This is a genomic window from Enterobacter cloacae complex sp. 6730903 (genome assembly GCF_048283985.1).
Taxonomy (GTDB): Bacteria; Pseudomonadota; Gammaproteobacteria; order Enterobacterales; family Enterobacteriaceae; genus Enterobacter; species Enterobacter hormaechei_C.
This window is the reverse complement of record NZ_JBLVXX010000009.1, coordinates 90,893-117,610: the sequence shown is the minus strand read 5'-3', so window position 1 is coordinate 117,610 and position 26,718 is coordinate 90,893. Positions and strand designations below refer to the sequence as shown.

The window sequence follows — 26,718 nt, the reverse complement described above, 5'->3', positions numbered from 1 at the left end:
TTGAGCGATAAAGTCGTGAAGGGATCCTCTATGAAGCAAATTCGAATGCTGGCCCAGTACTACGTCGACCTGATGATGAAGCTCGGGCTGGTGCGTTTTTCCATGCTGCTGGCGCTGGCGCTGGTCGTTCTGGCCATCGTCGTGCAAATGGCCGTAACCATGGTTCTGCATGGTCAGGTCGAGAGCATCGACGTGATCCGCTCTATTTTCTTTGGCCTGCTGATTACCCCATGGGCGGTCTATTTTCTCTCCGTGGTGGTTGAGCAGCTGGAAGAGTCCCGACAGCGTTTATCGAAACTGGTGGATAAGCTGGAAGAGATGCGCGAGCGCGATCTCAAACTCAACGTCCAGCTCAAAGACAACATTGCCCAGCTGAATCAGGAAATTTCAGACCGTGAGAAGGCGGAAGCCGAGCGTCAGACCACGCTTGAGCAGCTAAAAGTTGAGATGAAAGAGCGTGAAGTGACGCAGATCCAGCTTGAACAGCAATCCTCTTTCCTGCGCTCGTTCCTCGATGCGTCGCCGGATCTGGTGTTCTACCGTAATGAAGATAAAGAGTTCTCCGGTTGTAACCGGGCCATGGAACTGTTGACCGGGAAAAGCGAAAAGCAGCTGATCCACCTGAAACCTCAGGATGTCTATTCCGAAGAGGCGGCAGCAAAAGTGATGGAGACGGATGAAAAGGTCTTCCGCCACAACGTTTCGCTGACCTATGAGCAGTGGCTGGACTACCCCGACGGGCGCAAAGCCTGCTTTGAGATCCGCAAAGTGCCTTATTACGACCGGGTGGGGAAACGTCATGGGCTGATGGGCTTTGGCCGTGATATCACCGAGCGTAAGCGCTATCAGGATGCGCTGGAGCGCGCCAGCCGGGATAAAACCACCTTCATCTCCACCATCAGCCATGAACTGCGCACCCCGCTGAATGGCATTGTGGGACTGAGCCGCATTCTGCTGGATACCGAGCTGACCAGCGAGCAGGAAAAATACCTCAAAACGATCCACGTCTCGGCGGTCACGCTGGGCAATATCTTCAATGATATTATCGACATGGATAAGATGGAGCGCCGTAAAGTTCAGCTCGACAACCAGCCGGTTGATTTTACCGGCTTCCTCGCGGACCTGGAAAACTTGTCAGGTTTACAGGCTCAGCAAAAAGGGTTGAGCTTTGTGATGGAGCCAACGCTGCCGTTGCCGCATAAAGTGGTGACGGACGGCACGCGTCTGCGTCAGATCCTGTGGAACCTCATCAGCAACGCCGTGAAGTTTACCCAGAAGGGGCAGGTTGCGGTGCGCATTCGCTATGACGAAGGCGACATGCTGCACTTTGAAGTTGAGGACTCGGGGATCGGCATTCCTCAGGAGGAGCAGGATAAGATCTTCGCCATGTATTATCAGGTTAAAGACAGCCACGGCGGTAAACCGGCGACCGGTACGGGCATTGGCCTGGCGGTGTCGAAACGTCTGGCGAAAAGTATGGGCGGGGATATCACCGTTGCCAGCCAGCCGGGTAAAGGCTCCACCTTTACGCTTACCGTCCACGCGCCTGCCGTGGCGGAAGAGGTGGAAGATACGTTTGAGAACGACGATATGCCGCTGCCAGCCCTGCACGTCCTGCTGGTGGAAGATATTGAGCTGAACGTCATTGTCGCCCGGTCGGTACTGGAAAAACTCGGTAACAGCGTGGATGTGGCGATGACCGGCAAAGCCGCGCTGGAGATGTTCACGCCGGGCGAGTACGACCTGGTGCTGCTGGATATTCAGCTACCGGACATGACCGGGCTGGATATCTCCCGCGAGCTGACGCGCAAATATGCTCCTGACGAGCTGCCGCCGCTGGTGGCGTTGACCGCAAACGTGCTGAAAGATAAAAAAGAGTACCTCGAGGCCGGTATGGACGATGTGCTCAGCAAGCCGCTGGCGGTACCTGCCCTGACGGCGATGATCAAGAAGTTCTGGGATACCTGTGATGAAGAGGAGAGCACCATGACGTCTGTTGATAGCGCCAAAGCCCAAACGATACTGGATACCGCCATGCTGGAGCAGTATATCGATCTGGTGGGACCAAAACTGATCACCGATGGCCTGGCCGTGTTCGAAAAAATGATGCCGGGCTATCTGAACGTGCTCGAATCCAACCTGACGGCGCGTGACCAGAAGGGCATTGTCGAAGAGGGACATAAAATCAAAGGCGCGGCAGGATCGGTCGGGTTACGCCATCTCCAGCAGCTGGGCCAACAGATTCAGTCACCTGATTTACCTGCCTGGGAAGATAACGTAGGTGATTGGGTTGAAGAGATGAAACAAGAGTGGCAAAACGATGTGGCAGTGCTGAAGGCCTGGGTGGATGCCAGAAAAAAATGACCCCGGCTATACCGGGGTGCGCGAATACTGCGCCAACACCAGGGAAATCGTGGCTGCGCCTGATTTTTGTGGGTTGTTTTCGCATGGACGCCGCCTGAAAATTGAGGCCGCACGCAGATAAGATAGCAAATCTTAAACAGTTTGTTACATGAATCAGTGAAATGTGTGAAGCATAGCGTTTTAATCAGAATTTTTAATGTGCTTCAGCGAGTTGCATAGAAGGATCGTCAGAATGAAAAAGATTGGTGTCGTGCTGAGCGGATGTGGTGTTTACGATGGTTCAGAGATACATGAAACCGTATTAACGCTGCTGGCACTATCGCGCCAGGGGGCAGACGTTATTTGCTTCGCTCCGGATAAAACTCAGGCAGACGTGATTAATCATCTCACCGGCGAGCCAATGGCGGAAAGCCGTAACGTGCTGATTGAAGCGGCGCGTATTGTGCGCGGCGATATTCACCCGCTGACACAGGCCGATGCCGCTGAGCTTGATGCGATCATCGTGCCGGGCGGTTTTGGCGCGGCGAAAAACCTGAGCACGTTTGCAACGGAAGGCGCGGCGTGTCATGTCGATCCCGATTTGAAAGCGCTATCGCTGGCGATGCATGCGGCAGGTAAGCCGCAGGGCTTTATCTGCATTGCGCCGGCCATGCTGCCGAAAATATTTGATTTCCCGCTGCGGCTCACGATCGGAACCGACATTGATACCGCTGAGATTGTCGAGGATATGGGCGGCGAACACGTGCCATGTCCGGTAGACGACATTGTGGTGGATGAGGACAACAAGATCATCACCACGCCAGCGTATATGCTGGCGCAGAACATCGCCGAGGCTGCCGCAGGCATTGAAAAGCTGGTGGACAGAGTGCTGGTCCTGGCCGAATGAGTCGTAAATTTTCCCCCGGCGGGTGGTTGAAACGGATCCTGCTGCGTATTGTGCTGGTCCTGGCTGTGTTCTGGGGCGGCGGTATTGCGCTGTTCAGCATCCTGCCCGTCCCGTTCTCGGCCGTGATGGCAGAGCGGCAGATTAGCGCCTGGCTCTCAGGGGATTTTGGCTATGTTGCCCATTCTGACTGGGTCAGCATGGATGCTATCTCCCCGTGGATGGGGCTGGCGGTCATTGCGGCAGAAGATCAGAAATTCCCGGAGCACTGGGGTTTTGACGTGGCGGCTATCGAGAAGGCGCTGGATCATAATGAACGTCATGAAAACCGCGTCCGCGGCGCATCGACGCTTTCTCAGCAGACGGTAAAAAACCTGTTCTTATGGGACGGTCGCAGCTGGGTAAGAAAAGGGCTGGAGGCCGGGCTGACGCTGGGCGTCGAGACGGTGTGGAGCAAAAAACGCATTTTAACCGTCTACCTGAATATCGCGGAATTTGGTGACGGCGTATTTGGTGTCGAAGCGGCATCGCAGCGCTATTTTGGCAAGCCCGCCAGCAGGCTGACTATGTCCGAAGCGGCACTGCTTGCCGCTGTGCTGCCGAACCCGCTGCGTTTTAAGGCCAGCGCTCCGTCAGGCTACGTGCGAAGCCGCCAGGCGTGGATTATGCGCCAGATGCGTCAGCTGGGTGGGGAAGGGTTTATGGAGCGAAATAATCTTATGTAGGGCGGGTAAGCGAGCGCTACCCGCCGACATGGCGAACGTTAGTCTTCGTCAAACCCGGCGTTAAACAGGGCAATCACTGCCGCCAGCGCTTCTTCTTCCTGCGGGCCGGTGGCTTCGACTTCAATCTGGCGGCCTTTGGCAGAATCCAGCATCAGCAGCGCAATCACGCTGTTGGCTTCTGCCTCTGTTCCCTCGTCGTTGCGCAGCAGCACCTCAGCATCAAAACCCTGCATCAGTTCAAACAGCTTCATCGCCGGGCGCGCATGCATGCCCAGCTTGTTGGTGATTTCGACGGTCTGTTTTACGGTCATGTTTTGCGTTTTTCCAGCGTGCGATGACGGGACTGAACGTTCTTTCCGCGTGAGCGGAAGTAATCGGCCAGCTGTTCGGCAATGTAGACCGAACGATGTTTACCGCCGGTACAGCCAATCGCCACCGTCAGGTAGCTGCGATTGTTTGTTTCCAGCATAGGTAACCATAGCTCAAGGTAGCTTCGCGTCTGGTAGATAAAATTGTGAACTTCTGTGTGTCGGTCGAGGAACGCCGCCACCGGCTTATCCAGACCGGTCATCGGACGCAGTTTCGGATCCCAGTGTGGGTTCGGCAGGAAACGCACATCAAAAACGTAATCCGCATCGATAGGTATGCCGTGCTTAAAGCCGAAGGATTCAAACACCATCGTCAGTTCGCGCTCGCGCTTGCCGAGTAAGCGCGTACGCAGCATTTCCGCCAGTTCGTGGACGGACATTTCGGAAGTGTCGACAATCAGGTCGGCCCGGGAACGCAGCGGCTCAAGCAGATCGCTCTCTTTATCGATGGCGCTTTCCAGCGAAAGATTTTTACTCGAGAGCGGATGCAAACGACGTGTATCGCTGTAGCGACGGATCAGCGTGTTGCGGTCAGCGTCCAGGAACAAGAGCTGAGGCGAGAAGCATTCCGGCAGGCTGTTCATTGCCTGCTCGAAGATTTCCGGCGATTCCGGCATGTTACGCACGTCGATACTGACGGCGGCAGAGATTTGCCTGTCCGCCAGCGTCCGCGCCAGATCGGGTAACAACACTACCGGCAGGTTATCTACACAGTAAAATCCCATGTCTTCCAGCGCGCGCAGGGCCACGGACTTCCCGGACCCCGAACGACCGCTGACGATCATCAGCACCATGTTCCGTTTCTCCTCAGGGCAGCCGTTCTGAAGGCCCTTTCCCGATTATGCCTCATCCTGATTGCCTTCTGCTTCAGTGATAATTTGATAAAGCTCTTCATCACTTTGGGCTGAGCGCAGTCGACGACAAATGGTTTTATCCGCCAGACGTTTGGCAACCAGCGACAGCGTGTGCAGGTGGGTTTTGGTCTGATCGGCAGGAACCAGCAGCGCGAAGAGCAGATCCACAGGCTGGTTATCGATGGCGTCAAAAGCGATAGGCGTTTCCAGTTGCACAAACACCCCCACGGCACGCAGCGTATCTTCTTCCAGCTTGCCATGCGGGATCGCAATGCCATTGCCGATGCCGGTACTGCCCATTTTTTCACGGGTCAGAATGGCTTCAAACACGATCTGCGGCGGCAGACCCAGCTGTTTTGCGGCCAGCTCACTGATGATTTCCAGCGCACGTTTTTTGCTCTGGCAGTGAACGCCACTGCGGGTACAATCCTGGTTAAGGACATTGCTCAGTTGAAGAGCGGAATCGTTGTTTATCATAATTTCACCTAAGCGCTAACTGTACAAATGGCCTGTTGTGTTTCACAACAGGCCGTCCTGCACCCGTTAACTGCCCGGACAATTAGTGTTGTTTCAGTTTATCTTTATGTTTATTGAGCTGTCTCGCAAGCTTATCAATCAAGCCGTCGATAGCCGCGTACATGTCTTGCCCTTCCGCACTGGCATGGAGTTCCCCTCCGTTGACGTGCAGGGTCGCATCCGAGATATGCGTCACTTTCTCCACTTTCAACACAACATAGACCTGGTTGATCCTCTCGAAATACTGCTCGAGTTTCGCAAACTTAGTGTTTACAAAATCGCGTAAAGCCTCAGTAATCTCGACGTTATGTCCGGTGATATTGAGCTGCATAGTGTCTTCCTTATCGGTTGTGTCAAACCAGTTGTTTACGCTGGTTAGACGGCGGAATGGATAAAGACTCTCGATACTTCGCGACAGTACGACGTGCCACCATAATACCCTGATCGGACAGCATGGTGGTTAACTTACTGTCACTGAGTGGCTTCGCGGGGTTCTCCGCGGCGATCAACTTCTTCACCAGTGCGCGAATGGCCGTTGACGAGGCTTCGCCGCCGCCTTCGGTGTTCACGTGGCTGGAGAAGAAATACTTAAGCTCAAAAATACCGCGTGGGCTGTGCAGATACTTCTGCGTGGTCACGCGGGAAATGGTTGATTCATGCATCTCGACGGCCTGGGCGATGTCCGCCAGCACCATCGGTTTCATAAACTCTTCGCCCTGCTCAAAGAACGCCTGCTGCTGTTCGACAATACAGCGGCTGACGCGCAGCAGCGTGTCATTACGGCTCTCCAGACTCTTGATCAACCAGCGTGCTTCCTGAAGGTTGCTGCGAATATATTGATTATCAGCGTCATTACGTGCGCTGGTGCACATGGAGGCGTATTGCTGGTTGATTTGCAGGCGAGGAATGCTGTCGGCGTTCAGTTCAACGACCCACCGGCCATTGTGTTTTCTCACCAGCACATCAGGAATGACATATTCCGGTTCGCTGGTCTGGATCGACTGCCCCGGACGCGGATCAAGTGACTGGATCAGATTCACCGCTTCCTTCAGCACCTCTTCTTTCAGGCGCGTGACGCGCATCAGGGTGCGGAAGTCGTGATTCGCCAGCAGATCCAGATGATCGCTGATGATGAGCCGGGCTTCGTCAATCCACGGTGTCTCTTTGGCAAACTGCGAAAGCTGGATCAGAAGGCAGTCGCGCAGATCTTTCGCGGCGACGCCAATCGGGTCGAAACGCTGAACGCGTTTCAGGACGGCTTCAATCTCTTCCAGTTCAATCTCGTCATCGCCGATGCTTTCCAGAATCTCGTCCAGCGTCACGGTCAAATAGCCCGTGTCGTCAACGGCATCGACAATCGAGGTGGCAATGGCGCGATCGGTATCGGAGAAAGGGGTCAGCTCTACCTGCCACATCAGGTAGTCCTGAAGCGACTGGGTGGTTTCGCCCTGGTAGACCGGGAGTTCATCATCCTGGTAGTCTGCACGCGTCCCGGAAGGGGTACCCGCGGTGTAGATTTCATCCCAGCTGGCATCCAGCGGCAGTTCGTCCGGCATCTCTTTCTGTTCGAGCGCATCTACGGAGTCGAGCGTTTCTGTGTCCTGCGTCTGCTGGGCGTCTACCTCGTCATGAAGATCGGTTTGCTCCAGCAGCGGATTGCTGTCCAGCGCCTGCTGGAGTTCCTGCTGGAGTTCTAACGTGGACAGCTGCAACAGACGGATTGCCTGCTGTAGCTGCGGCGTCATGGCCAGTTGCTGGCTGAGCCGTAATTGCAAACCTTGCTTCATGTTCAGAGCGTTTTTCTCCGGTTCGGCGTGACTTAACCTCTACCCTATCAGAGTCTGAAGTCTTCCCCAAGGTACACGCGCTTAACATGCTCATCTTCGAGGATTTGCTGCGGCGTACCGTGGGCAATCAGATGGCCCTGGCTCACTATGTAGGCGCGCTCACACACGGCCAGCGTTTCACGAACGTTGTGGTCCGTGATCAGTACGCCAAGCCCGCTATCGCGCAGGTGCTCAATAATACGTTTGATATCGATAACGGAGATGGGGTCAACGCCCGCAAACGGTTCATCCAGCAGGATGAATTTTGGGTTTGCTGCCAGCGCGCGCGCAATCTCAACGCGGCGGCGTTCACCACCGGACAGCGCCTGACCGAGGCTGTCACGCAGATGTTCGATATGAAACTCTTCCATCAGCTCGTTCGCACGGTCAGTGCGCTGCTCGCTGGTCAGATCGTCACGGATCTGGAGCACGGCCATCAGGTTGTCGAACACGCTTAAGCGGCGGAAGATGGAGGCTTCCTGCGGCAGATAGCCGATGCCACGACGCGCGCGGGCATGCAGCGGCAGCAGGCTGATATCTTCATCATCGATGATGATGTTGCCGGCGTCACGCGGGACGATGCCCACCACCATGTAGAAGGTCGTGGTTTTACCCGCCCCGTTAGGGCCAAGCAAACCCACGATTTCGCCGGAGTTGACGGTCAGACTGACATCTTCGACGACGCGGCGGCCCTTATACGCTTTCGCGAGGTTTTTTGCAGTTAAAGTTGCCATAACGAATTAGTTACTCTTTTTCTTTGCCGGAGCCTGACCGTTGTTCTTGTCCTGCAACTGCGAAGGCACAAGCACGGTCGTGACGCGTTTGCCTTTTTCGCTGGAGGCCTGCATTTTCTGCTCTTTCACCAGATAGGTGATCTTGTCGCCTTTGATATTGCTGTCCAGCTGTTCCAGGTAAGCATTACCGGTCAGGATGACCAGATCCTTCGCCAGTTCATAGTGCATATGCGAGGCATGGCCTTTCACCGGCTTGCCGTTGTCCTGCATCTGGTAGAAGGTAGCCGGGTTGCCATAACCATCGATAATCTCTTTGCCCTGCTCGCCGCCCGGACGGGTAACGACCACTTTGTCGGCGTTGATTTTGATGGTGCCCTGGGTCATGACGACGTTGCCGGTAAAGGTGACGACATTACCCTGCATATCCAGAGACTGGGTATCGGATTCAATATGAATCGGCTGTTCGGTGTCGCCAGTCACAGCAAGCGCGGGAAGACTGGCCGCCAGCAGCGCGCTGGCGATAACAACTTTAAGGCTGAGTTTGTTTGTTTTGAATTTCATAGGAGGTTCTAACCTTTTCAATCAGCTCGGCGTTTTTGCTGCGTAAGTTCCCGCGCATTCTTAAACCGCTGGAATTAAATGTTGTGCCATACAGGGTGACGAGATCCTGCGACGTGACATCCTGGGTGACCAGGTTGATCTGGGCGTTATCCGTCGTAATTTTTCGCAGTTGCGCGTCAGCGGTCAGGGCGTTGACTTCAACGTGACCATACAGGTAAAGCATACGGTCATTTGTCAGTTTTGCCCGGTCAGACTTGATAGACCACGTCGGCACTTTGTCCGTATCAAAGGTGGTCATGACCGGTTGGGTAAACCACGAGGTACCGTCATCTGAAAAATATTCTACATGCTGAGCAACGAGGCGATAGTTCAGCGCGCCTTCCGGGCTATAGACCACGGTGTCGCTGTGATCGCTTTTATAAGTCGGGTCGCTCGTGTTAACCACTTCCGCTTGCGTATCATCGCGGTCAGCGAGGTTGACGCCAATCAGTACCAGGGCGACAAGCGCAAGCAGAATGATAACCCAACGTCTGGTTTTACTCATATCGATTGCCCTTTCGCCTCATCAAGCTTGCCCTGCGCCAGCAGAAGCAGATCGCAAACTTCACGGACGGCGCCGCGGCCACCGTGAATATGGGTAACGTAATCAGCACGCGGGATCAGCAGCGGGTGCGCGTCAGCCACCGCGATGCTCAGACCCACCTCCGCCATCACTGGCCAGTCGATCAAATCATCCCCGACGTATGCCACATTCTCTGGTGCAATGGCCAGTTTTCCCAGCAGATCCCGGAAGGCTACCATCTTATCAGACTGCCCCTGATAGAGATGGGTAATGCCCAGCGTTTCACACCGATCTTCTACCAGTTTAGCTTTCCGCCCGGTGATGATAGCAACTTCAATACCGGACGTGAGCGCACAGCGGATACCGTAACCGTCGCGAACGTTAAAGGCTTTCAGCTCTTCGCCGTTATTGCCCATATAAATCAGACCGTCGGAGAGCACACCATCCACATCGAGGATCAGCAGGCGGATATTTTCCGCCTTTGCTATCATCTGGGCGCTCACCGGGCCATAACAGGTTGCAAGGGATGCACCCGCATTACTCATTGTCTTATCCTTCATTACACTACGCCAGCGCGCAGCAGATCATGCATATGTACCACACCCAGCAGTTGGTCGCCATCGGCAACCATCACTGAGGTAATATGACGGGACTGCATCAGGTTCAGTACATCGACCGCCAGCGTGCCCGGACGGACGCGGATCCCGCCTGGCGTCATCACATCAGCGATGCCCAGCGTTCGGACATCCACACCCATATCGAATACCCGGCGCAGGTCGCCGTCGGTGAAAATGCCCTGAATCTTCATCAGATCGTCGCAGATAACCGTCATGCCCAGGTTTTTACGGGTGATCTCCAGTAACGCGTCGCGCAAAGAGGCCTCTTTGCTGACGTGCGGGATCTCATCCCCGGTGTGCATAATATCGTTAACCCGCAGCAGCAGTTTGCGCCCGAGCGCGCCGCCGGGGTGAGACAGGGCGAAATCTTCAGGCGTAAAACCGCGCGCTTCCAGCAGCGCAACGGCAAGGGCATCGCCCATCACCAGCGCGGCGGTTGTGCTGGAGGTCGGCGCCAGCCCCAGCGGGCAGGCTTCTTTAGGCACCTTCACGCACAGGTGAATATCCGCCGCACGCGCCATACTGCTTTCCGGGCGGCTGGTCATGCAAATCAGCGGTACGTGCAGACGCTTCAGCACCGGGATCAACGCCAGGATTTCATTCGATTCCCCGGAGTTGGACAGCGCAATAACCACGTCCTGCGGCGTAACCATGCCGAGGTCACCGTGCGCGGCTTCACCGGGATGAACGAAGAATGACGACGTGCCGGTACTGGCAAAGGTCGCCGCCATTTTGCGTCCGATATGGCCGGATTTGCCCATCCCCATCACCACGACTTTGCCGGCACAGTAGAACATCTTCTCACAGGCCAGACTAAAATCCTGATTAATGTACTGATCTAACTGCGCCAGACCTTCACGTTCAATCTCCAGAACGTCTTTGCCTGCTTTCTGAAAGTCAAAACCCGGCTGCAATTCTATTTGCGACATAATGCGTTTCCGTTTACCCAGAGAGAAGAGGCGAAAGCCAGTACAGCATCGCCAGCCATACGATAAATCCACCCGTCAGCAGCGCGCCTGCGCCTTTGCCGATCTGCTCTTTTCGCCGCCAGCAGAGCAGGGCGAAAATCACGCTGACCAGCAGCATTACACCGTAATCGCGCGTGAAAACCATAGGGTTAAACGGCCCCGGCGAGATTAGCGCTGGCAGCCCCGTCACGATTGCGATATTGAAAATATTCGAGCCAATGATATTGCCGATGGCGATATCATCTTCCCCTTTACGCGCCCCGGCGATGGCGGTGGCCAGCTCTGGCAGGCTGGTGCCGATGGCAATTACCGTCAGACCGATTGTCAGTTCGCTCATCGCAAACGCGTTCGCCAGCACCGTCGCGTTATCGACCACCATCCGCGTGGCCATTGGCATGATGATCAGCGCGACGCCCAGCCACAGCAGGGCGACGGGTAAGGTCCCTTCCCGGGGCAGCTCGGCGAGATGCTCACGCGTGAGGCTATCGTTACCCTGTTTTTCCGCCAGACGTGCGATCTTCACGCTGTAAAGCAACCAGATCACGGCCAGGGCGAGCAGGAATATACCGTCACCGACGCTCAGCACCCCGTCATAAAGTACGTAGCCTGCCAGCAGACTGACGACTAACATTAACGGCAATTCCCGGCGCAAAACATCAGAATGCACGCGAAATGGATGCAATAATGCGGCTAAGCCTAAAATCAGTAAGATATTGACGATGTTAGAGCCAATCGCGGTGCCGATAGCGAGGTCGACCTGCCCATGCAGCGAGGCTGAAACAGAAACGATGATTTCAGGAAGCGATGTGCCTACACTGACCACCGTCATGCCGATAATGATGGGCGGCATGCCAATGAGTCGACAGAGAATGGATGCGGCAAAGACCAAACGGTCAGCACTGTAGACCACCAACAGTAAACCAATTATTAACAGTGCTGTTGCTAAAAGCATCAAAAGTCCTTTCTTCAGGTATACTCGCTGGTCCACTGCGCACGAATGTTGGCGCCAGATGAAGTCTGAGACGTAACGAATTCCTAATTTTGACTTTATGCGCCGGAAAAGTAAAACAAATGCCAGCTTTCGCTAACCCCAATAGTAAATATTCTGTAAAAATGCGGGGTTTAGGGCTGATTTACGCTTCATGCCAGCCGTGAAGCAAGGTAAGTAAGGAACCATAAATGAGCCAAACGATGGCGAATATAGTCGATGTCCGGGGCGTCAGTTTTTCTCGCGGCAACCGGTTAATATTTGATGATATTTCGCTGACCGTGCCGCGCGGTAAAATCACCGCCATCATGGGGCCGTCAGGGATCGGTAAAACCACGTTGCTGCGTCTTATCGGCGGGCAAATCCCCCCTGACAGCGGCGAAATTCTCTTCGACGGCGAAAATGTCCCGGAGATGTCTCGCTCGCGCCTCTACACGGTTCGCAAACGGATGAGCATGCTCTTTCAGTCGGGCGCGCTGTTCACGGATATGAACGTTTTTGACAACGTGGCCTATCCGTTGCGTGAGCACACCCATCTTCCTCCTGAGCTGTTGCACAGTACGGTGATGATGAAGCTTGAAGCCGTGGGGCTGCGGGGGGCTGCGAAACTCATGCCGTCCGAACTCTCGGGTGGGATGGCGCGCCGCGCCGCGCTGGCGCGTGCTATTGCCCTGGAACCCGATTTAATCATGTTCGATGAACCGTTCGTCGGGCAGGACCCTATCACCATGGGCGTGCTGGTGAAGTTAATTTCGGAGCTGAACAGCGCCCTTGGCGTCACCTGCGTGGTGGTTTCCCACGACGTGCCGGAAGTGCTGAGTATTGCTGATTACGCCTATATTGTGGCTGACAAAAAGATCGTCGCCCACGGCAGCGCGCAGGCGTTGCAGGAGAATGGCGATCCGCGCGTGCGGCAGTTCCTGGACGGTATCGCAGATGGGCCGGTGCCTTTCCGCTATCCGGCGGGCGACTATCATGACGATTTACTGGGAATAGGGAGTTAAGCCACTCATGCTGTTAAATGCGTTGGCGGGTCTTGGACACCGTGGCCTAAAAACCATCAGTACGTTCGGGCGTGCCGGATTAATGTTGTTCAACGCGCTGGTCGGCAAACCGGAGTTCCGCAAGCATGCGCCGTTACTGGTGCGGCAGCTTTATAACGTCGGCGTGCTGTCGATGCTTATCATCATCGTGTCGGGTCTGTTTATTGGCATGGTGCTGGGGTTGCAGGGGTATCTGGTGCTGACAACCTACAGCGCGGAAACCAGCCTTGGCATGCTGGTGGCACTCTCGCTGCTGCGTGAACTCGGGCCGGTGGTTGCCGCGCTGCTGTTCGCCGGGCGTGCCGGGTCAGCGTTGACGGCGGAAATTGGCCTGATGCGCGCCACCGAGCAGCTCTCCAGTATGGAGATGATGGCAGTCGATCCGCTGCGCCGGGTGATCTCGCCGCGCTTCTGGGCCGGGGTTATCTCCTTGCCGTTACTGACTATCCTCTTTGTGGCGGTAGGTATCTGGGGAGGCGCGCTGGTTGGCGTTAACTGGAAAGGCATTGATGCCGGGTTCTTCTGGTCTGCCATGCAGGACGCTATCGATCTGCGGATGGATCTGGTGAACTGTCTGATCAAGAGCGTGGTTTTCGCTGTGACGGTTACCTGGATTGCGTTGTTTAATGGTTACGATGCCATTCCGACGTCGGCGGGCATTAGCCGTGCAACGACGCGTACTGTCGTACATTCGTCGCTGGCCGTTTTAGGTCTGGATTTTGTGCTCACCGCACTGATGTTTGGGAATTGAGTTCATGCAAACGAGAAAAAATGAAATTTGGGTTGGCGTGTTTCTGCTTCTGGCGCTGCTGGCCGCGCTGTTCATCTGCCTGCGAGCGGCGGACATCACCTCTGTTCGCGCCGAGCCGACGTACCGTATCTACGCGACTTTCGATAACATCGGCGGCCTGAAAGCGCGCTCACCGGTGCGTATTGGTGGCGTCGTTATCGGACGTGTCGCTGACATTACGCTTGATGAGAAAACCTATCTGCCGCGCGTCGCGATGGATATCGAAGAGCGCTATAACCACATTCCGGACACCAGCTCGCTTTCTATCCGCACCTCTGGCCTGCTGGGGGAGCAATATCTGGCCCTTAACGTTGGTTTTGAAGATCCTGAGCTGGGAACGACTATCCTTAAAGACGGTAGCGTAATCCAGGATACCAAGTCAGCGATGGTGCTGGAAGATATGATTGGTCAGTTCCTTTACAACAGTAAAGGGGATGATAAAAAGTCTGACGATGCCCCTGCGCAGAGTGAAGACCACACCAACGTCGAACCGACGCCAGGCGCGACGAATTAATTTCAGGAGAAGTTATTCATGTTTAAACGACTGTTAATGGTTGCCATGCTGGTCATTGCCCCTCTTACCGCGGCGCACGCTGCGGATCAGAGTAACCCGTACAAACTGATGAATGAGGCCGCGAAGAAAACCTTCGACCGTCTTAAAAACGAACAGCCAAAAATCCGTTCTAACCCTGATTATCTGCGTGATGTGGTGGATCAGGAACTGCTGCCGTATGTGCAGATCAAGTATGCGGGCGCACTGGTGCTGGGCCGTTACTACAAAGACGCGACCCCGGCGCAGCGCGAGGCTTACTTTGCGGCGTTCCGTGAATACCTGAAACAGGCTTACGGCCAGGCGCTGGCGATGTACCACGGGCAGACCTATCAGATTGCCCCTGAACAGCCGCTGGGCGATGCCACTATCATTCCTATTCGCGTGACGATTATCGATCCAAACGGTCGTCCACCGGTTCGTCTGGACTTCCAGTGGCGTAAAAACAGCCAGACCGGAAACTGGCAGGCGTACGACATGATCGCTGAAGGCGTCAGCATGATCACCACTAAGCAGAACGAGTGGAGCGATCTGCTGCGCACTAAAGGCATCGATGGCCTGACGGCTCAGCTTCAGTCCATTTCTCGTCAGAAAATTACCCTGGACGAGAAGAAGTAATGTCACAGCAGCTTAGCTGGGCGCGTGACGGCGAGACGTTGACGCTGACGGGAGAGCTGGATCAGGATCTGCTTAACCCGCTGTGGGACGCTCGCCATAACGCGATGCAGGGCGTGACGCTGATTGATCTCCATGGCGTCACGCGGGTAGATACCGCCGGTATCGCCCTGCTGGCGCACCTGGTGGCCACGGGCAAAAAGCAGGGCAGCAGCGTCACCCTGACGGGGGTAAGCGATAACGTGATTACCCTTGCACAGCTTTACAATTTGCCCGAAGACGTATTACCTCGTTAATTTTTTCAGTACGTTACTTCTGAAAGCCCCGACAGTTTACGCGTCGGGGCTTTTTGCTTGTTTAAGACCGCGCCACTTTGCTCTAAGATGTTGAGCTTGTTTTCACTATCAGATGATGTAGACCCCATGGAAAATAATGAAATCCAGACTGTGCTGATGAATGCACTCTCCCTTCAGGAAGCCCACGTCTCTGGCGATGGCAGTCACTTCCAGGTTATTGCTGTGGGTGAGATGTTCGACGGAATGAGTCGCGTGAAGAAACAGCAGGCTGTGTACGCGCCGCTGATGGAATACATTGCGGATAACCGCATCCACGCCCTGTCGATTAAAGCGTTCACCCCACAGGAGTGGGCACGCGATCGCAAACTAAACGGTTTTTGAGCTGAGGGCGAAACGCCCGCAGCACGGTTGAATTTATAAGAGAGCAAACGATGGATAAATTTCGTGTACAGGGACCCACGCGTCTCCAGGGCGAAGTCACAATTTCTGGCGCTAAAAACGCCGCGCTGCCCATTCTTTTCGCTGCGTTGCTCGCAGAAGAGCCGGTAGAGATCCAGAACGTACCGAAGCTGAAAGATATCGACACGACCATGAAGTTGCTCGGCCAGTTGGGCACCAAAGTGGAGCGTAACGGTTCCGTCTGGATCGATGCCAGCAACGTGAACAACTTCTCAGCGCCGTATGAGCTGGTGAAAACCATGCGTGCGTCCATCTGGGCGCTTGGTCCGCTGGTGGCGCGTTTCGGTCAGGGACAGGTTTCACTGCCGGGCGGATGCGCTATCGGTGCGCGTCCAGTCGACCTGCATATCTTCGGCCTGGAAAAACTCGGCGCGGAGATCAAGCTGGAAGAGGGTTACGTTAAAGCATCCGTCAATGGTCGTCTGAAAGGCGCGCACATTGTCATGGACAAAGTGAGCGTGGGCGCAACGGTCACCATCATGTCGGCTGCTACGCTGGCAGAAGGCACTACTATCATCGAAAACGCCGCCCGTGAGCCGGAGATCGTGGATACCGCGAACTTCCTGGTCGCACTGGGGGCGAAGATCAGCGGGCAGGGCACAGACCGTATCACCATCGAAGGCGTTGAACGTCTGGGTGGCGGTGTGTACCGCGTTCTGCCGGACCGTATCGAAACCGGTACTTTCCTGGTGGCCGCAGCCATTTCTGGCGGTAAGATTGTCTGCCGTAACGCCCAGCCGGATACCCTGGATGCGGTGCTGGCGAAGCTGCGCGATGCGGGTGCGGACATTGAAATCGGTGAAGACTGGATCAGCCTCGATATGCACGGGCAGCGTCCTAAAGCCGTTAACGTGCGTACTGCGCCACACCCGGCATTCCCGACGGATATGCAGGCACAGTTCACGCTGTTGAACCTGGTGGCCGAAGGCACGGGCTTCATCACGGAAACCATCTTCGAAAACCGTTTCATGCACGTACCGGAACTGATCCGTATGGGTGCGCATGCTGAGATTGAAAGCAACACGGTAATTTGCCACGGCGTTGAAAAACTGTCCGGTGCGCAGGTGATGGCGACCGATCTGCGCGCGTCTGCGAGCCTCGTGCTGGCAGGTTGTATTGCGGAAGGGACTACTGTTGTCGATCGTATCTACCACATCGATCGTGGTTACGAGCGTATTGAGGACAAACTGCGCGCGCTGGGTGCAAATATCGAGCGTGTGAAGGGCGAGTAATCGTTCCGGCACCCCCCTGCCACAACAGGCCGGGGGATTGCTGTTCCTGTCAATCCTGGTGCATCAGTCCTGATGCGCTTTCTTCGTTTTGCTCTGGCGCATCATGCGCGTTCTGTCGATAAATTCATGAGTAACAGGATCATGATAACGTGACGGCCATATCACCCACGGATGCGTATCCAGCGCCGTCGCGATAATCAGTTCCCCCTTCGGCCATGGGCGGGTCAGGGCGTTTGCCAGCGTCGACGAGCTTAGCCCATGACGACGTGATTCGGCAGCCAGCGATGTTCCTTTTTTACGCAGTGCCGCAATAATGTCAGCAGAATGCCAGTCGATGAATTTTGTATCCATAATGCTGTCCTTGTGTTCGTTATCGTCCACGTCGTTTCGTGTGAAAAGACAGCATTACTATACTCACTTCGAACATGTGTTCTAAAAAGTTCATGTTACGAGAAGCAATATTCAGAATAAGGCACGGCTTTATACATGCGGCCTGTAACCCGATGGGCTTACGCGGAAATGTAATTTACTGGAGTGTACTGGAATCTCCCTGCGAGAGCGCAGGGAGATGAGGAGGGATTAACGGTCGCGCTGGACGGCGATGTGCGCGAGGCCGATTAGCGCATCACGCCATGGGCTGTCGGGAATGACCTGAATGGCGGCAATGGCTTTGTCCGCTTCTTCTTCAGCGCGCTGACGCGTCCATTCCAGGGAGCCGCAGATTGCCATTGTTTCCAGTACCGGTTCCAGAAGATGGCGTCCATTTCCCTGCTCGATAGCCTCCCGGATCATTTTCGCCTGCTCTGGTGTGCCATTGCGCATCGCGTGGAGCAGCGGCAGCGTTGGCTTGCCTTCGTTCAGGTCATCGCCGACGTTTTTACCGAGCGTTTCGCCATCCGCGCTGTAGTCCAGCAAATCATCAATCAGCTGGAACGCGGTGCCGAGGTAACGGCCATAGTCCTGAAGCCCCTTTTCCTGAGCTTCGCTACAGCCAGCCAGAATGCCGGAGCATTGTGCGGCGGCTTCGAACAGACGTGCGGTCTTGCTGTAAATCACCCGCATATAGTTTTCTTCGGTGATGTCCGGGTCGTTGACGTTCATCAGCTGTAGGACTTCACCTTCAGCGATAACGTTCACGGCTTCTGACATCACTTCCAGCACCTTCAGCGAACCAAGGCTGGTCATCATCTGGAAGGCTCGGGTATAGATAAAATCGCCTACCAGAACGCTTGCCGCATTACCAAACGCGGCGTTGGCGGTAGCTTTACCACGACGCATGTCTGATTCATCCACAACATCGTCGTGAAGCAGGGTGGCGGTGTGGATAAATTCGATCAGCGCCGCGATCGTGACGTGGGCATTTCCCTGATAGCCAACCGCGCGCGCAGCCAGAATGGCAATCATCGGACGAATACGTTTACCGCCGCCGCTGACGATATAATAGCCCAACTGATTGATCAGCTGAACGTCAGAGTTGAGTTGCTCCAGGATTGCTGCATTCACACCCGCCATATCTTGCGCGGTTAACTCATTGATTTTTTCTAAATTCATCGCAAAAGCCGGGCTTTTTATCCTGTTTATCCCACACGAGATGGGTACACAAAGGGTTTCGGTTTATAAATAGTATTGCTGATTGTACTGAAAAAACGGCTCAGATAAACGTTACCGTACGTGTTGTGTTTTTTTTCTTCATGTATTGATGGTAGCACTTGTCAAAGGCTCGCGTTTTGCGTAATATTCGCGCCCTATTGTGAATATTTATAGCGCACTCTGAATCATACGAGGATGTGCGCGGAAGCGGAGTTTATATGTACGCGGTTTTCCAAAGTGGTGGTAAACAACACCGAGTAAGCGAAGGTCAGACCGTTCGCCTGGAAAAGCTGGACATCGCAACTGGCGAATCTGTTGAGTTCGCTGAAGTTCTGATGATCGCAAACGGTGAAGAAGTCAAAATCGGCGTTCCTTTCGTTGATGGCGGCGTTATCAAAGCTGAAGTTGTTGCTCACGGTCGTGGCGAGAAAGTTAAAATCGTTAAGTTTCGTCGTCGTAAACACTATCGTAAGCAGCAGGGCCACCGTCAGTGGTTCACTGATGTGAAAATTACTGGCATCAGCGCCTAAGACCTGAGGAGAGATTTAAATGGCACATAAAAAGGCTGGCGGCTCCACACGTAACGGTCGCGATTCAGAAGCTAAACGCCTGGGCGTTAAGCGTTTCGGTGGCGAATCCGTTCTGGCGGGTAGCATCATCGTTCGTCAGCGTGGCACCAAGTTCCACGCGGGTACCAACGTAGGTTGCGGTCGTGACCACACTCTGTTTGCTAAAGCAGACGGTAAAGTGAAATTTGAAGTTAAAGGCCCGAACAACCGTAAATACATCAGCATCGTTGCTGAGTAAGGTTTTCTCGGTCCGGTAACGGATTAAAGCCCCGCAACGTGTTGCGGGGCTTTTTACATTGGAAACCCGGAAAATTTTCTGTAGGGAAAACGGGCATGAAGCAGCAGGCCGGCATTGGTATTCTTTTGGCGCTCACTACCGCAATGTGCTGGGGTGCGCTGCCAATTGCAATGAAGCAGGTACTGGAAGTTATGGAGCCACCGACGGTGGTGTTTTATCGCTTCCTGATGGCAAGCATAGGCCTGGGCGCCATTCTGGCCGTTAAAGGTAAACTGCCACCGCTGCGCATCTTCCGAAAACCGCGTTGGCTGGTGTTACTGGCTATCGCGACGGGCGGTCTGTTCGGTAACTTCATTCTGTTCAGCTCTTCCCTGCAATATCTTAGCCCTACAGCGTCGCAGGTGATTGGTCAGCTTTCACCGGTCGGCATGATGGTCGCCAGCGTATTCATCCTCAAGGAGAAAATGCGCGGCACGCAGATCATCGGGGCATGCATGCTGCTTTGCGGGCTGGTGATGTTCTTTAACACCAGCCTGATTGAGATTTTTACCCGCCTGACGGATTACACCTGGGGTGTCATTTTTGGGGTGGGCGCAGCAACGGTCTGGGTGAGTTATGGCGTCGCGCAAAAGGTGTTATTGCGCCGTCTTGCCTCACAGCAGATCCTCTTTTTGCTGTACACTTTGTGTACACTGGCATTATTGCCGTTAGCGAAGCCGGGTGTAATTACCCAGCTCAGCGACTGGCAACTGGCGTGCCTCATTTTTTGTGGGCTGAATACGCTGGTCGGTTATGGCGCGCTGGCTGAAGCCATGGCGCGCTGGCAGGCAGCACAGGTGAGCGCCTTAATTACGCTTACTCCGCTGTTTACGCTGTTATTTTCAGATTTGTTATCAATGGCCTGGCCCGATGTCTTCGTCAAGCCGATGCTCAACCTGTTGGGTTATCTCGGTGCGTTTGTCGTGGTTGCGGGCGCGATGTATTCCGCCATTGGTCATCGTCTCTGGGGGCGTTGGCGCAAAAATGAAGCGGTTGTAATAGTCCCCCGCTCAGGCGAATGAGTTACGGAGAGTAAAATGAAGTTTGTTGATGAAGCGACGATTCTGGTCGTGGCAGGTGATGGCGGTAACGGTTGTGTAAGCTTCCGCCGTGAAAAATATATTCCTCGTGGCGGTCCTGACGGCGGTGACGGTGGGGACGGTGGCGACGTGTGGCTGGAGGCGGATGAAAACCTCAACACGCTGATCGACTACCGTTTCGAAAAATCTTTCCGCGCCGAGCGTGGCCAGAACGGTCAGAGCCGCGACTGTACCGGTAAACGCGGTAAAGACGTGACGATCAAAGTGCCGGTAGGTACGCGTGTCATCGATCAGGGCACGGGCGAAACCATGGGCGATATGACCAAACACGGTCAGCGCCTGATGGTGGCGAAAGGCGGCTGGCACGGTCTGGGTAACAGCCGTTTCAAATCTTCCGTTAACCGTACCCCGCGTCAGAAAACCATGGGTACCCCGGGTGATAAGCGCGACCTGCAACTGGAACTGATGCTGCTGGCGGATGTGGGGATGCTGGGCATGCCAAACGCCGGTAAATCGACGTTTATCCGTGCGGTCTCTGCGGCGAAACCAAAAGTGGCGGATTATCCGTTTACGACGCTGGTGCCGAGCCTGGGCGTTGTCCGTATGGATAACGAGAAGAGCTTCGTGGTCGCTGACATCCCGGGTCTGATTGAAGGGGCAGCAGAAGGCGCCGGTCTGGGTATTCGCTTCCTGAAGCACCTTGAGCGTTGTCGCGTACTGTTGCACCTCATCGACATCGATCCAATCGACGGTTCCGATCCGGTTGAAAACGCCCGTATCATTATTGGCGAGCTGGAGAAATACAGTGAAAAACTGGCGCAAAAACCGCGCTGGCTGGTATTTAACAAGATCGACCTGATGGACAAAGCGGAAGCTGAAGCGAAAGCTAAAGCGATTGCCGACGCGATGGGTTGGGAAGATAAGTACTATCTGATCTCTGCCGCCAGCCAGGTTGGCGTGAAAGATCTCTGCTGGGATGTGATGACCTTTATCATCGAGAATCCGGTTGTTCAGGCAGAAGAGGCGAAACAGCCTGAAAAAGTCGAATTCATGTGGGATGACTACCACCGCCAGCAGCTCGAAGAGCTGGAAGCGGAAGAAGATGATGAAGACTGGGACGATGACTGGGATGAAGACGACGAAGAAGGTGTCGAGTTCATCTACAAGCACTAACTCCTGTATAAAGCCCCTTAACGGGGCTTTTTTTATCCTATTTTCGCCGGTAACCAACAGCTGGCGATGAGGCCGCCCTCAGCGCCGTTCTCCAGCGTTAAATGGCCATGATGGAGCTGTACGATACGCTGTACGATGCTCAGCCCAAGGCCGCTGCCGCCGTAGCGCTGGTCGAGACGTCGGAAAGGCTCGGTGATCGACTGGCGGTGTGCCTCATCAATACCCGGCCCCTGATCGGTAACGCTCACCTGGGTACCGCCCTCCGTCGCTGTTAATGCCACTTCAATGGTTGTGCCTGCCGGGCTGTAGCGGGCGGCATTCTCCAGAAGGTTCCTTAGCATCAGACGTAACAGGACGGCGTCCCCCTGTACCGTCAGCGCGCTGTGGGCCGGCCATATTACCGTATGCTCTTTGGCTTCATGCTCCAGGCTGAGCGGAGCGATGATCGTCTCTGTCCAGTTCACGGTATCGTAATGGCCGCTGGCCATCGCCTGTCCGGCACGCGCCAGCATCAGCAGCTGTTCTACCGTGTGCATCAACTGATCGATACGGCTTATCAGTGGCGTGGCCTGCGGGGAACCGGACTGAGCCATCAGTTCCAGATGGAGCCTGATCCCCGCAAGCGGCGTACGTAACTCGTGTGCCGCATCGGCGGTAAACAGGCGTTCCTGTTGAATAGTGTGGTCCAGCCGGGCGAGGAGTTGATTGAGCGACGCGGTCACAGCGCCTATCTCTTCCATATCGGAATACATCGGCAGGGGAGTCAGATTATCCGCCGAGCGGTTCGCAAGGCTGGCGCGGAGTTTGTTGAGTGGCCGGGTGATCCAGGTGACTGCCCAGAATGAGAAGAGCAGGGTAAAACCGACCATCACCAGAGAAGGGACCAGCAGGGAGGCAATGGCTTCGCGGATCTCTTTTTCGACATGGTTGTTGCGCGCTTTGGCGGACAGCGTTTCGTTCACCAGAAAACCGATTTGCTCGCGGCTCTCATGCCATAGCCAGACTACGCTAATGAGTTGAAAAAAGAGCAGAATAACCGCCAGCAACACCATTAATCGCCGGCGCATACTGTTCATTTCTGGCTCTCCAGACGGTAACCCACGCCGCGTACGGTTTTGATGCGATCTTTACCGAGCTTGCGCCGCAGATTATGAATGTGAACTTCAAGCGTGTTTGATCCTGGATCGTCCTGCCAGGAGTAGATGTCCTGTTGCAGCGTTTCGCGGTGCACGGTCTGCCCGCTGCGCATGATCAGGCGCGTCAGCAGAGCGAACTCTTTTGGCGTCACTTCCACAGGCTGAGACTGGCGCAGCACCTGCTGAGTTTGCAGATTGAGGGTGATATCTCCGTCCGTCAGCAGGTTGTCGCTGTGGCCCTGATAGCGGCGGATCAACGCCCGCACGCGAGCCTGTAGCTCGGCAAGGGCGAAGGGTTTTACCAGATAATCGTCAGCGCCAGAATCCAGCCCGTTAATTCTGTCTTCAATGGCATCGCGAGCAGTGAGAATCAATACGGGATTCTCCACCCCGCGACGACGCCACTGGCAGAGCAGCGTCGCGCCGTCTTTATCTGGCAGCCCCAAATCCAGGATCACCAGGCTGTATTCACCGCTCTGGATCAGGGCATCTGCTTCAGCGGCCGTGGCGGCACAATCCAGGGCGTAACCTTCATTCCCCAGCGCCAGCGCTAACCCTTCCTGCAATAACAGATCGTCTTCAACTATCAGTAGTTTCATCGCTAGTTATTCTGGTAGATGTCCTTATAGAGCCTGCTTTCGAAACGCACCAGTGGAATACGGCGATTGCGCTGGTCAGCCGGTTCGACGGCATAGCCGGAAAGATACTGCACAAATGCCATGCGTTGTCCGCTGGCGGTGGTGATAAAACCGGCAAGGTTGTAAACGCCTTGCAGGGAACCCGTTTTGGCTGACACTTTGCCATCCACGCCCGCAGCGTGAAGGCCCGCGCGGTACTGAAGAGAGCCGTCGTGCCCGGCAAGCGGCAGCATCGTAATAAAGTTTAGCTCAGCGTCATGCTGAGCAATGTACTGCAACACCTGCATCATGGTGGCCGGCGAGATCAGGTTATGACGCGATAAACCGGAACCATCGACGGCGATCGTATTGCCCAGATCGATACCCGCCTGCTGGCGCAGGATCTGACGTACGGCATCAGAACCGGCCCGCCAGGTGCCCGGCACACCAAAGCGCGCGTGCCCGATCATGCGGAACACCGTATCGGCAATCATGTTATCCGACTTTTTCAGCATAATCTTAAGCAAATCATGCAGTGGCGCGGACTGTTTGCTGGCAATCACCGTGCCTGGCTCATTTACCTGCGTCTGGCGCAGCAGCGTTCCGGTGTAGGTTATGCCCGCCTGCTTCAGTTCATCTTTAAAAATGGCACCGGCATAGCCAGCGCCATCCTGAATGGCGAAGGCCAGCGGGAGAGGATCGGCCCGCTGGGTCAGGCAGCCGGTGAGCGTATAGCGGTTGAGATCGCCCGGTACCACGTCCAGCTCGCAATACTGCGCCTCCGGGGAGCCTTTCGCCAGCGTCCGCACCTGGCTGAACATCGTGACCGGGTAGTATGAGGCCACGCGGATAAAAGCTAAGTCATTTGGTTTTGGCGCGCTGTAAAGCGATACGGAGAAGCAGTTACGGTCAACGATGGCGGCGGCTGGCGGGGCGCTAAAGCACTGCGTCATGTCGTTCCACGGCCAGCCAGGCGCTTTATCGTGGCTGGCGAAAATGGAGGTGTCGATCAGCACGTTGCCATCAATTTTTGTTACGCCGGATTTTTTCAGTACCGCCACCATATTGCGGACATCCTGGCGCTTAAAGGTGGGATCGCCACCAAAACGGGCGATAAGATCGCCTTTCAGTTCGCCACCCTCAACGTTACCTCTGGTTTCAAGGGTGGTAGTAAAACGGAAGTCAGGCCCGAGCTGGAGCAGGGCGGCGAGGGCAGTGATCACCTTCTGGGTACTGGCAGGCAGCGCCATCTGTTGACTGTGATAGTCAATCTCGGGAGCCTGCGCGCCAACCTTCTGCACCATCAGGGCAAGGTTCGCGCCGGCGGGCAGTTGATTAATGTACTCATCAACATTCGCGGCCTGAACGGTGAACGTTATACTGGTAGTCAATCCGATGATAAAACTGGAAAATCGCATAATCTCGCGCTAACAACCCGAAAACAAACCGTCATACTACGGTGCATGGCACTGTAAAGTAAACGATGACCCATAGTGAACTTCGCGGTAAAATGCGTATCAAATTGAAAAATTGCTGCTGACCTGGGGCGTTGCTCCCGGGTCGGTTTTCTTTTTGCTTCTGGCCTGTTCAGGTGGGCTGGAGCAGGGAACACTGCTCCCAACAGGAATGTTTAAGAGGTATAACAAATGCAAGCTATTCCGATGACCTTACGTGGTGCCGAAAAACTGCGCGAAGAGCTGGATTTTCTCAAATCTGTGCGTCGCCCTGAAATCATCGCCGCTATCGCGGAAGCGCGTGAGCATGGCGACCTGAAAGAGAATGCTGAATACCACGCGGCGCGTGAGCAGCAGGGTTTCTGTGAGGGGCGCATTAAAGATATCGAGGCAAAGCTGTCTAACGCGCAGGTTATCGATATCACCAAAATGCCAAATAATGGCCGTGTGATCTTCGGCTCTACCGTCAGCGTCCTGAATCTGGACAACGACGAAGAGCAGACCTATCGCATCGTGGGTGATGATGAAGCGGACTTCAAACAGAACCTGATTTCGGTGAACTCGCCGATTGCTCGTGGCCTGATTGGCAAAGAGCAGGACGATGTGGTCACCATCCGCACCCCTGGTGGTGAAGTGGAATACGAAATTATTAAGGTTGAATACCTGTAATTCGCTTCTCTACTAAGATGTTGATACATTGTAAAGAAAAGAAAAAGGCCGCATAGCGGCCTTTTATCAACTCAAGGAGCATGGCATTTTGCTCGCCTGCTGAAAGAAATCCCTCGTTTCACACAGAAAATGTGTTCGATTCAGGATATCCTTAACGTGGCAGCGAGATTTTGCGCTCTTTAGATGGGCGATAGAGCACCAGCGTTTTACCGATGACCTGTACATTACAGGCGCCGGTTTCGCGCACGATGGCTTCCACGATCAGGTTTTTAGTGTCTCTGTCTTCAGAGGCGATTTTCACCTTGATCAGCTCGTGGTGTTCCAGCGCTTGTTCAATCTCGGCAAGCACCCCTTCGGTCAAACCATTGTTGCCAAGCATCACTACAGGCTTGAGCGGATGTGCCAGACCTTTAAGGTGCTGTTTTTGTTTAGTACTCAGATTCATCGTATATTTTTGCTTACGTTGGGATTGAAAACGGTTCATTCTACCGCCATCTCCCTAATATCGCCAAATAGCTGCGTAGAAATTTACGTCACAGGCAAGCAACGATGAACCAGGACGGAAATGTTAAATGACAGGTAAAAAGCGTTCTGCCAGCTCCAGCCGCTGGCTTCAGGAACACTTTAGCGATAAATATGTTCAACAGGCGCAGAAAAAGGGGTTGCGTTCCCGCGCCTGGTTTAAACTTGATGAAATACAGCAAAGTGACAAACTTTTTAAACCGGGAATGACGGTGGTCGACCTCGGTGCGGCACCTGGCGGATGGTCCCAGTATGCGGTTACGCAGATCGGCGGAACGGGCCGAATCATCGCATGCGATCTTTTACCAATGGATCCCATCGTCGGTGTCGACTTCCTTCAGGGCGACTTTCGTGATGAATTAGTGCTTAAAGCATTACTTGATCGTGTAGGTGACAGTAAGGTCCAGGTTGTCATGTCGGATATGGCGCCAAATATGTGTGGAACACCGGCGGTGGATATCCCCCGCGCCATGTATCTGGTGGAACTAGCGTTAGAAATGTGTCGTGATGTACTAGCGCCTGGTGGTAGTTTTGTTGTGAAGGTGTTTCAGGGCGAAGGTTTCGAGGAGTATCTTAAGGAAATTCGCTCCCTGTTTGCGAAGGTCAAAGTTCGTAAGCCGGACTCTTCCCGGGCCCGTTCCCGTGAAGTGTATATTGTAGCGACCGGGCGAAAATGATAACCGGTAGATTTCAGGCGAAAGTTTGAATGAAACTGGATAT

Annotated in this window: 33 protein-coding genes; 16 read left to right on the top strand and 17 right to left on the bottom strand. The window is 54.6% G+C overall.

The genetic code is table 11. The features are described 5' to 3' along the window. Positions 1-30 precede the first annotated feature (30 nt). From arcB to mtgA, 3 genes are all read left to right on the top strand, one after another. Positions 31-2,364, top strand: a complete 2,334-nt coding sequence (gene arcB / locus ACNQ0W_RS07080) for an aerobic respiration two-component sensor histidine kinase ArcB (RefSeq protein WP_017382727.1) — start codon at positions 31-33, stop codon at positions 2,362-2,364. Positions 2,365-2,596: 232 nt separating this feature from the next. Further along, positions 2,597-3,250, top strand: a complete 654-nt coding sequence (elbB, locus tag ACNQ0W_RS07075; protein WP_062933422.1) for an isoprenoid biosynthesis glyoxalase ElbB — start codon at positions 2,597-2,599, stop codon at positions 3,248-3,250. Next, the gene (gene mtgA, locus ACNQ0W_RS07070) at positions 3,247-3,972 is read left to right on the top strand and encodes a monofunctional biosynthetic peptidoglycan transglycosylase (RefSeq protein WP_047051240.1); all 726 of its coding nucleotides are present in this window, start codon (positions 3,247-3,249) and stop codon (positions 3,970-3,972) included. Before elbB ends, mtgA begins: the two co-directional genes overlap by 4 nt. A gap of 38 nt (positions 3,973-4,010) precedes the next feature. Here the strand turns inward: mtgA and npr are convergent, their stop codons facing one another. The 11 genes from npr to ACNQ0W_RS07015 all read right to left on the bottom strand — a co-directional run bounded on the left by npr (position 4,011) and on the right by ACNQ0W_RS07015 (position 11,930). Next, the gene (gene npr, locus ACNQ0W_RS07065; RefSeq protein WP_003861872.1) at positions 4,011-4,283 is read right to left on the bottom strand and encodes a PTS phosphocarrier protein NPr; all 273 of its coding nucleotides are present in this window, start codon (positions 4,281-4,283) and stop codon (positions 4,011-4,013) included. Next, the gene (gene rapZ, locus ACNQ0W_RS07060; protein WP_003861870.1) at positions 4,280-5,134 is read right to left on the bottom strand and encodes an RNase adapter RapZ; all 855 of its coding nucleotides are present in this window, start codon (positions 5,132-5,134) and stop codon (positions 4,280-4,282) included. The genes npr and rapZ overlap by 4 nt, the downstream gene beginning before the upstream one ends. Before the next feature lie 45 nt (positions 5,135-5,179). Continuing rightward, on the bottom strand, positions 5,180-5,671 hold the full coding sequence (ptsN, locus tag ACNQ0W_RS07055; protein WP_003861869.1) for a PTS IIA-like nitrogen regulatory protein PtsN: 492 nt from the start codon (positions 5,669-5,671) through the stop codon (positions 5,180-5,182). Positions 5,672-5,753: 82 nt separating this feature from the next. Further along, positions 5,754-6,041: a ribosome hibernation promoting factor gene (gene hpf / locus ACNQ0W_RS07050; RefSeq protein ID WP_003861866.1), complete on the bottom strand. Its 288-nt coding sequence runs from the start codon at positions 6,039-6,041 to the stop codon at positions 5,754-5,756. A gap of 22 nt (positions 6,042-6,063) precedes the next feature. Then, positions 6,064-7,497: an RNA polymerase factor sigma-54 gene (gene rpoN / locus ACNQ0W_RS07045; RefSeq protein WP_003861864.1), complete on the bottom strand. Its 1,434-nt coding sequence runs from the start codon at positions 7,495-7,497 to the stop codon at positions 6,064-6,066. A 47-nt stretch (positions 7,498-7,544) separates the two neighbouring features. Further along, positions 7,545-8,270, bottom strand: coding sequence for an LPS export ABC transporter ATP-binding protein (gene lptB, locus ACNQ0W_RS07040; RefSeq protein WP_003861862.1), 726 nt, complete (start codon positions 8,268-8,270; stop codon positions 7,545-7,547). Positions 8,271-8,276: 6 nt separating this feature from the next. Then, on the bottom strand, positions 8,277-8,831 hold the full coding sequence (lptA, locus tag ACNQ0W_RS07035; protein WP_015571984.1) for a lipopolysaccharide ABC transporter substrate-binding protein LptA: 555 nt from the start codon (positions 8,829-8,831) through the stop codon (positions 8,277-8,279). Next, positions 8,800-9,375, bottom strand: a complete 576-nt coding sequence (gene lptC, locus ACNQ0W_RS07030; RefSeq protein WP_015571983.1) for an LPS export ABC transporter periplasmic protein LptC — start codon at positions 9,373-9,375, stop codon at positions 8,800-8,802. The genes lptA and lptC overlap by 32 nt, the downstream gene beginning before the upstream one ends. Beyond that, positions 9,372-9,938, bottom strand: a complete 567-nt coding sequence (kdsC, locus tag ACNQ0W_RS07025; protein ID WP_062933421.1) for a 3-deoxy-manno-octulosonate-8-phosphatase KdsC — start codon at positions 9,936-9,938, stop codon at positions 9,372-9,374. The genes lptC and kdsC overlap by 4 nt, the downstream gene beginning before the upstream one ends. Before the next feature lie 14 nt (positions 9,939-9,952). Beyond that, on the bottom strand, positions 9,953-10,939 hold the full coding sequence (kdsD, locus tag ACNQ0W_RS07020; RefSeq protein WP_003861853.1) for an arabinose-5-phosphate isomerase KdsD: 987 nt from the start codon (positions 10,937-10,939) through the stop codon (positions 9,953-9,955). 13 nt (positions 10,940-10,952) lie between these two features. Beyond that, entirely contained in the window at positions 10,953-11,930 is a 978-nt protein-coding gene (locus ACNQ0W_RS07015; RefSeq protein WP_003861852.1) for a calcium/sodium antiporter, read from the bottom strand. A gap of 227 nt (positions 11,931-12,157) precedes the next feature. Between ACNQ0W_RS07015 and mlaF the strand changes: the two genes are divergently transcribed. The 7 genes from mlaF to murA all read left to right on the top strand — a co-directional run bounded on the left by mlaF (position 12,158) and on the right by murA (position 16,951). After that, positions 12,158-12,970, top strand: coding sequence for a phospholipid ABC transporter ATP-binding protein MlaF (mlaF, locus tag ACNQ0W_RS07010; protein WP_006812132.1), 813 nt, complete (start codon positions 12,158-12,160; stop codon positions 12,968-12,970). Positions 12,971-12,977: 7 nt separating this feature from the next. Further along, positions 12,978-13,760 (top strand): lipid asymmetry maintenance ABC transporter permease subunit MlaE, encoded by a 783-nt coding sequence (mlaE, locus tag ACNQ0W_RS07005; protein ID WP_003861848.1) that lies wholly within the window; start codon positions 12,978-12,980, stop codon positions 13,758-13,760. A 4-nt stretch (positions 13,761-13,764) separates the two neighbouring features. After that, positions 13,765-14,313 carry an outer membrane lipid asymmetry maintenance protein MlaD gene (gene mlaD, locus ACNQ0W_RS07000; RefSeq protein ID WP_003861847.1) on the top strand — a complete coding sequence of 183 codons (549 nt, stop codon included), beginning with the start codon at positions 13,765-13,767 and terminating at the stop codon, positions 14,311-14,313. A gap of 18 nt (positions 14,314-14,331) precedes the next feature. Continuing rightward, positions 14,332-14,967, top strand: a complete 636-nt coding sequence (gene mlaC / locus ACNQ0W_RS06995; RefSeq protein WP_003861845.1) for a phospholipid-binding protein MlaC — start codon at positions 14,332-14,334, stop codon at positions 14,965-14,967. Next, entirely contained in the window at positions 14,967-15,260 is a 294-nt protein-coding gene (mlaB, locus tag ACNQ0W_RS06990) for a lipid asymmetry maintenance protein MlaB (protein ID WP_003861843.1), read from the top strand. Before mlaC ends, mlaB begins: the two co-directional genes overlap by 1 nt. Before the next feature lie 126 nt (positions 15,261-15,386). Then, positions 15,387-15,641, top strand: a complete 255-nt coding sequence (ibaG, locus tag ACNQ0W_RS06985) for a BolA family iron metabolism protein IbaG (RefSeq protein WP_003861840.1) — start codon at positions 15,387-15,389, stop codon at positions 15,639-15,641. 50 nt (positions 15,642-15,691) lie between these two features. Beyond that, entirely contained in the window at positions 15,692-16,951 is a 1,260-nt protein-coding gene (gene murA / locus ACNQ0W_RS06980; RefSeq protein WP_006812128.1) for a UDP-N-acetylglucosamine 1-carboxyvinyltransferase, read from the top strand. Positions 16,952-17,014: 63 nt separating this feature from the next. Here the strand turns inward: murA and sfsB are convergent, their stop codons facing one another. Then, positions 17,015-17,302 (bottom strand): DNA-binding transcriptional regulator SfsB, encoded by a 288-nt coding sequence (gene sfsB / locus ACNQ0W_RS06975; protein ID WP_047051270.1) that lies wholly within the window; start codon positions 17,300-17,302, stop codon positions 17,015-17,017. 228 nt (positions 17,303-17,530) lie between these two features. Next, complete coding sequence (gene ispB, locus ACNQ0W_RS06970; protein ID WP_006812126.1) at positions 17,531-18,502, bottom strand: octaprenyl diphosphate synthase; 972 nt, start codon at positions 18,500-18,502, stop codon at positions 17,531-17,533. Between the two features lie 257 nt (positions 18,503-18,759). On the opposite strand from ispB, the gene rplU reads away from it, so the two are divergent. The 4 genes from rplU to cgtA all read left to right on the top strand — a co-directional run bounded on the left by rplU (position 18,760) and on the right by cgtA (position 21,600). Then, positions 18,760-19,071: a 50S ribosomal protein L21 gene (rplU, locus tag ACNQ0W_RS06965; protein ID WP_003025032.1), complete on the top strand. Its 312-nt coding sequence runs from the start codon at positions 18,760-18,762 to the stop codon at positions 19,069-19,071. Between the two features lie 19 nt (positions 19,072-19,090). Beyond that, a complete protein-coding gene (gene rpmA, locus ACNQ0W_RS06960; protein WP_003861831.1) occupies positions 19,091-19,348 on the top strand; it encodes a 50S ribosomal protein L27 in 258 nt (85 codons plus the stop codon). A 95-nt stretch (positions 19,349-19,443) separates the two neighbouring features. Then, positions 19,444-20,409 (top strand): DMT family transporter, encoded by a 966-nt coding sequence (locus ACNQ0W_RS06955; protein ID WP_048981770.1) that lies wholly within the window; start codon positions 19,444-19,446, stop codon positions 20,407-20,409. Between the two features lie 15 nt (positions 20,410-20,424). Beyond that, the gene (cgtA, locus tag ACNQ0W_RS06950) at positions 20,425-21,600 is read left to right on the top strand and encodes an Obg family GTPase CgtA (RefSeq protein WP_006812124.1); all 1,176 of its coding nucleotides are present in this window, start codon (positions 20,425-20,427) and stop codon (positions 21,598-21,600) included. A 32-nt stretch (positions 21,601-21,632) separates the two neighbouring features. Here cgtA and pmrB read toward each other — a convergent pair whose 3' ends face one another. The 3 genes from pmrB to dacB are packed head-to-tail and all read right to left on the bottom strand — an operon-like array spanning position 21,633 to position 24,771. After that, positions 21,633-22,676, bottom strand: a complete 1,044-nt coding sequence (pmrB, locus tag ACNQ0W_RS06945) for a two-component system sensor histidine kinase PmrB (protein WP_062933420.1) — start codon at positions 22,674-22,676, stop codon at positions 21,633-21,635. Further along, positions 22,673-23,335, bottom strand: coding sequence for a two-component system response regulator PmrA (pmrA, locus tag ACNQ0W_RS06940; RefSeq protein ID WP_003861819.1), 663 nt, complete (start codon positions 23,333-23,335; stop codon positions 22,673-22,675). The genes pmrB and pmrA overlap by 4 nt, the downstream gene beginning before the upstream one ends. Before the next feature lie 2 nt (positions 23,336-23,337). Continuing rightward, on the bottom strand, positions 23,338-24,771 hold the full coding sequence (gene dacB, locus ACNQ0W_RS06935; RefSeq protein ID WP_003861817.1) for a serine-type D-Ala-D-Ala carboxypeptidase: 1,434 nt from the start codon (positions 24,769-24,771) through the stop codon (positions 23,338-23,340). Positions 24,772-24,999: 228 nt separating this feature from the next. On the opposite strand from dacB, the gene greA reads away from it, so the two are divergent. After that, a complete protein-coding gene (gene greA, locus ACNQ0W_RS06930) occupies positions 25,000-25,476 on the top strand; it encodes a transcription elongation factor GreA (protein ID WP_006812122.1) in 477 nt (158 codons plus the stop codon). Positions 25,477-25,627: 151 nt separating this feature from the next. Here greA and yhbY read toward each other — a convergent pair whose 3' ends face one another. Continuing rightward, on the bottom strand, positions 25,628-25,921 hold the full coding sequence (gene yhbY, locus ACNQ0W_RS06925; RefSeq protein WP_003861814.1) for a ribosome assembly RNA-binding protein YhbY: 294 nt from the start codon (positions 25,919-25,921) through the stop codon (positions 25,628-25,630). Between the two features lie 127 nt (positions 25,922-26,048). Here yhbY and rlmE point away from each other — a divergent pair, with 127 nt between their 5' ends. Further along, on the top strand, positions 26,049-26,675 hold the full coding sequence (gene rlmE / locus ACNQ0W_RS06920) for a 23S rRNA (uridine(2552)-2'-O)-methyltransferase RlmE (RefSeq protein ID WP_003861812.1): 627 nt from the start codon (positions 26,049-26,051) through the stop codon (positions 26,673-26,675). Positions 26,676-26,718: the final 43 nt, after the last annotated feature.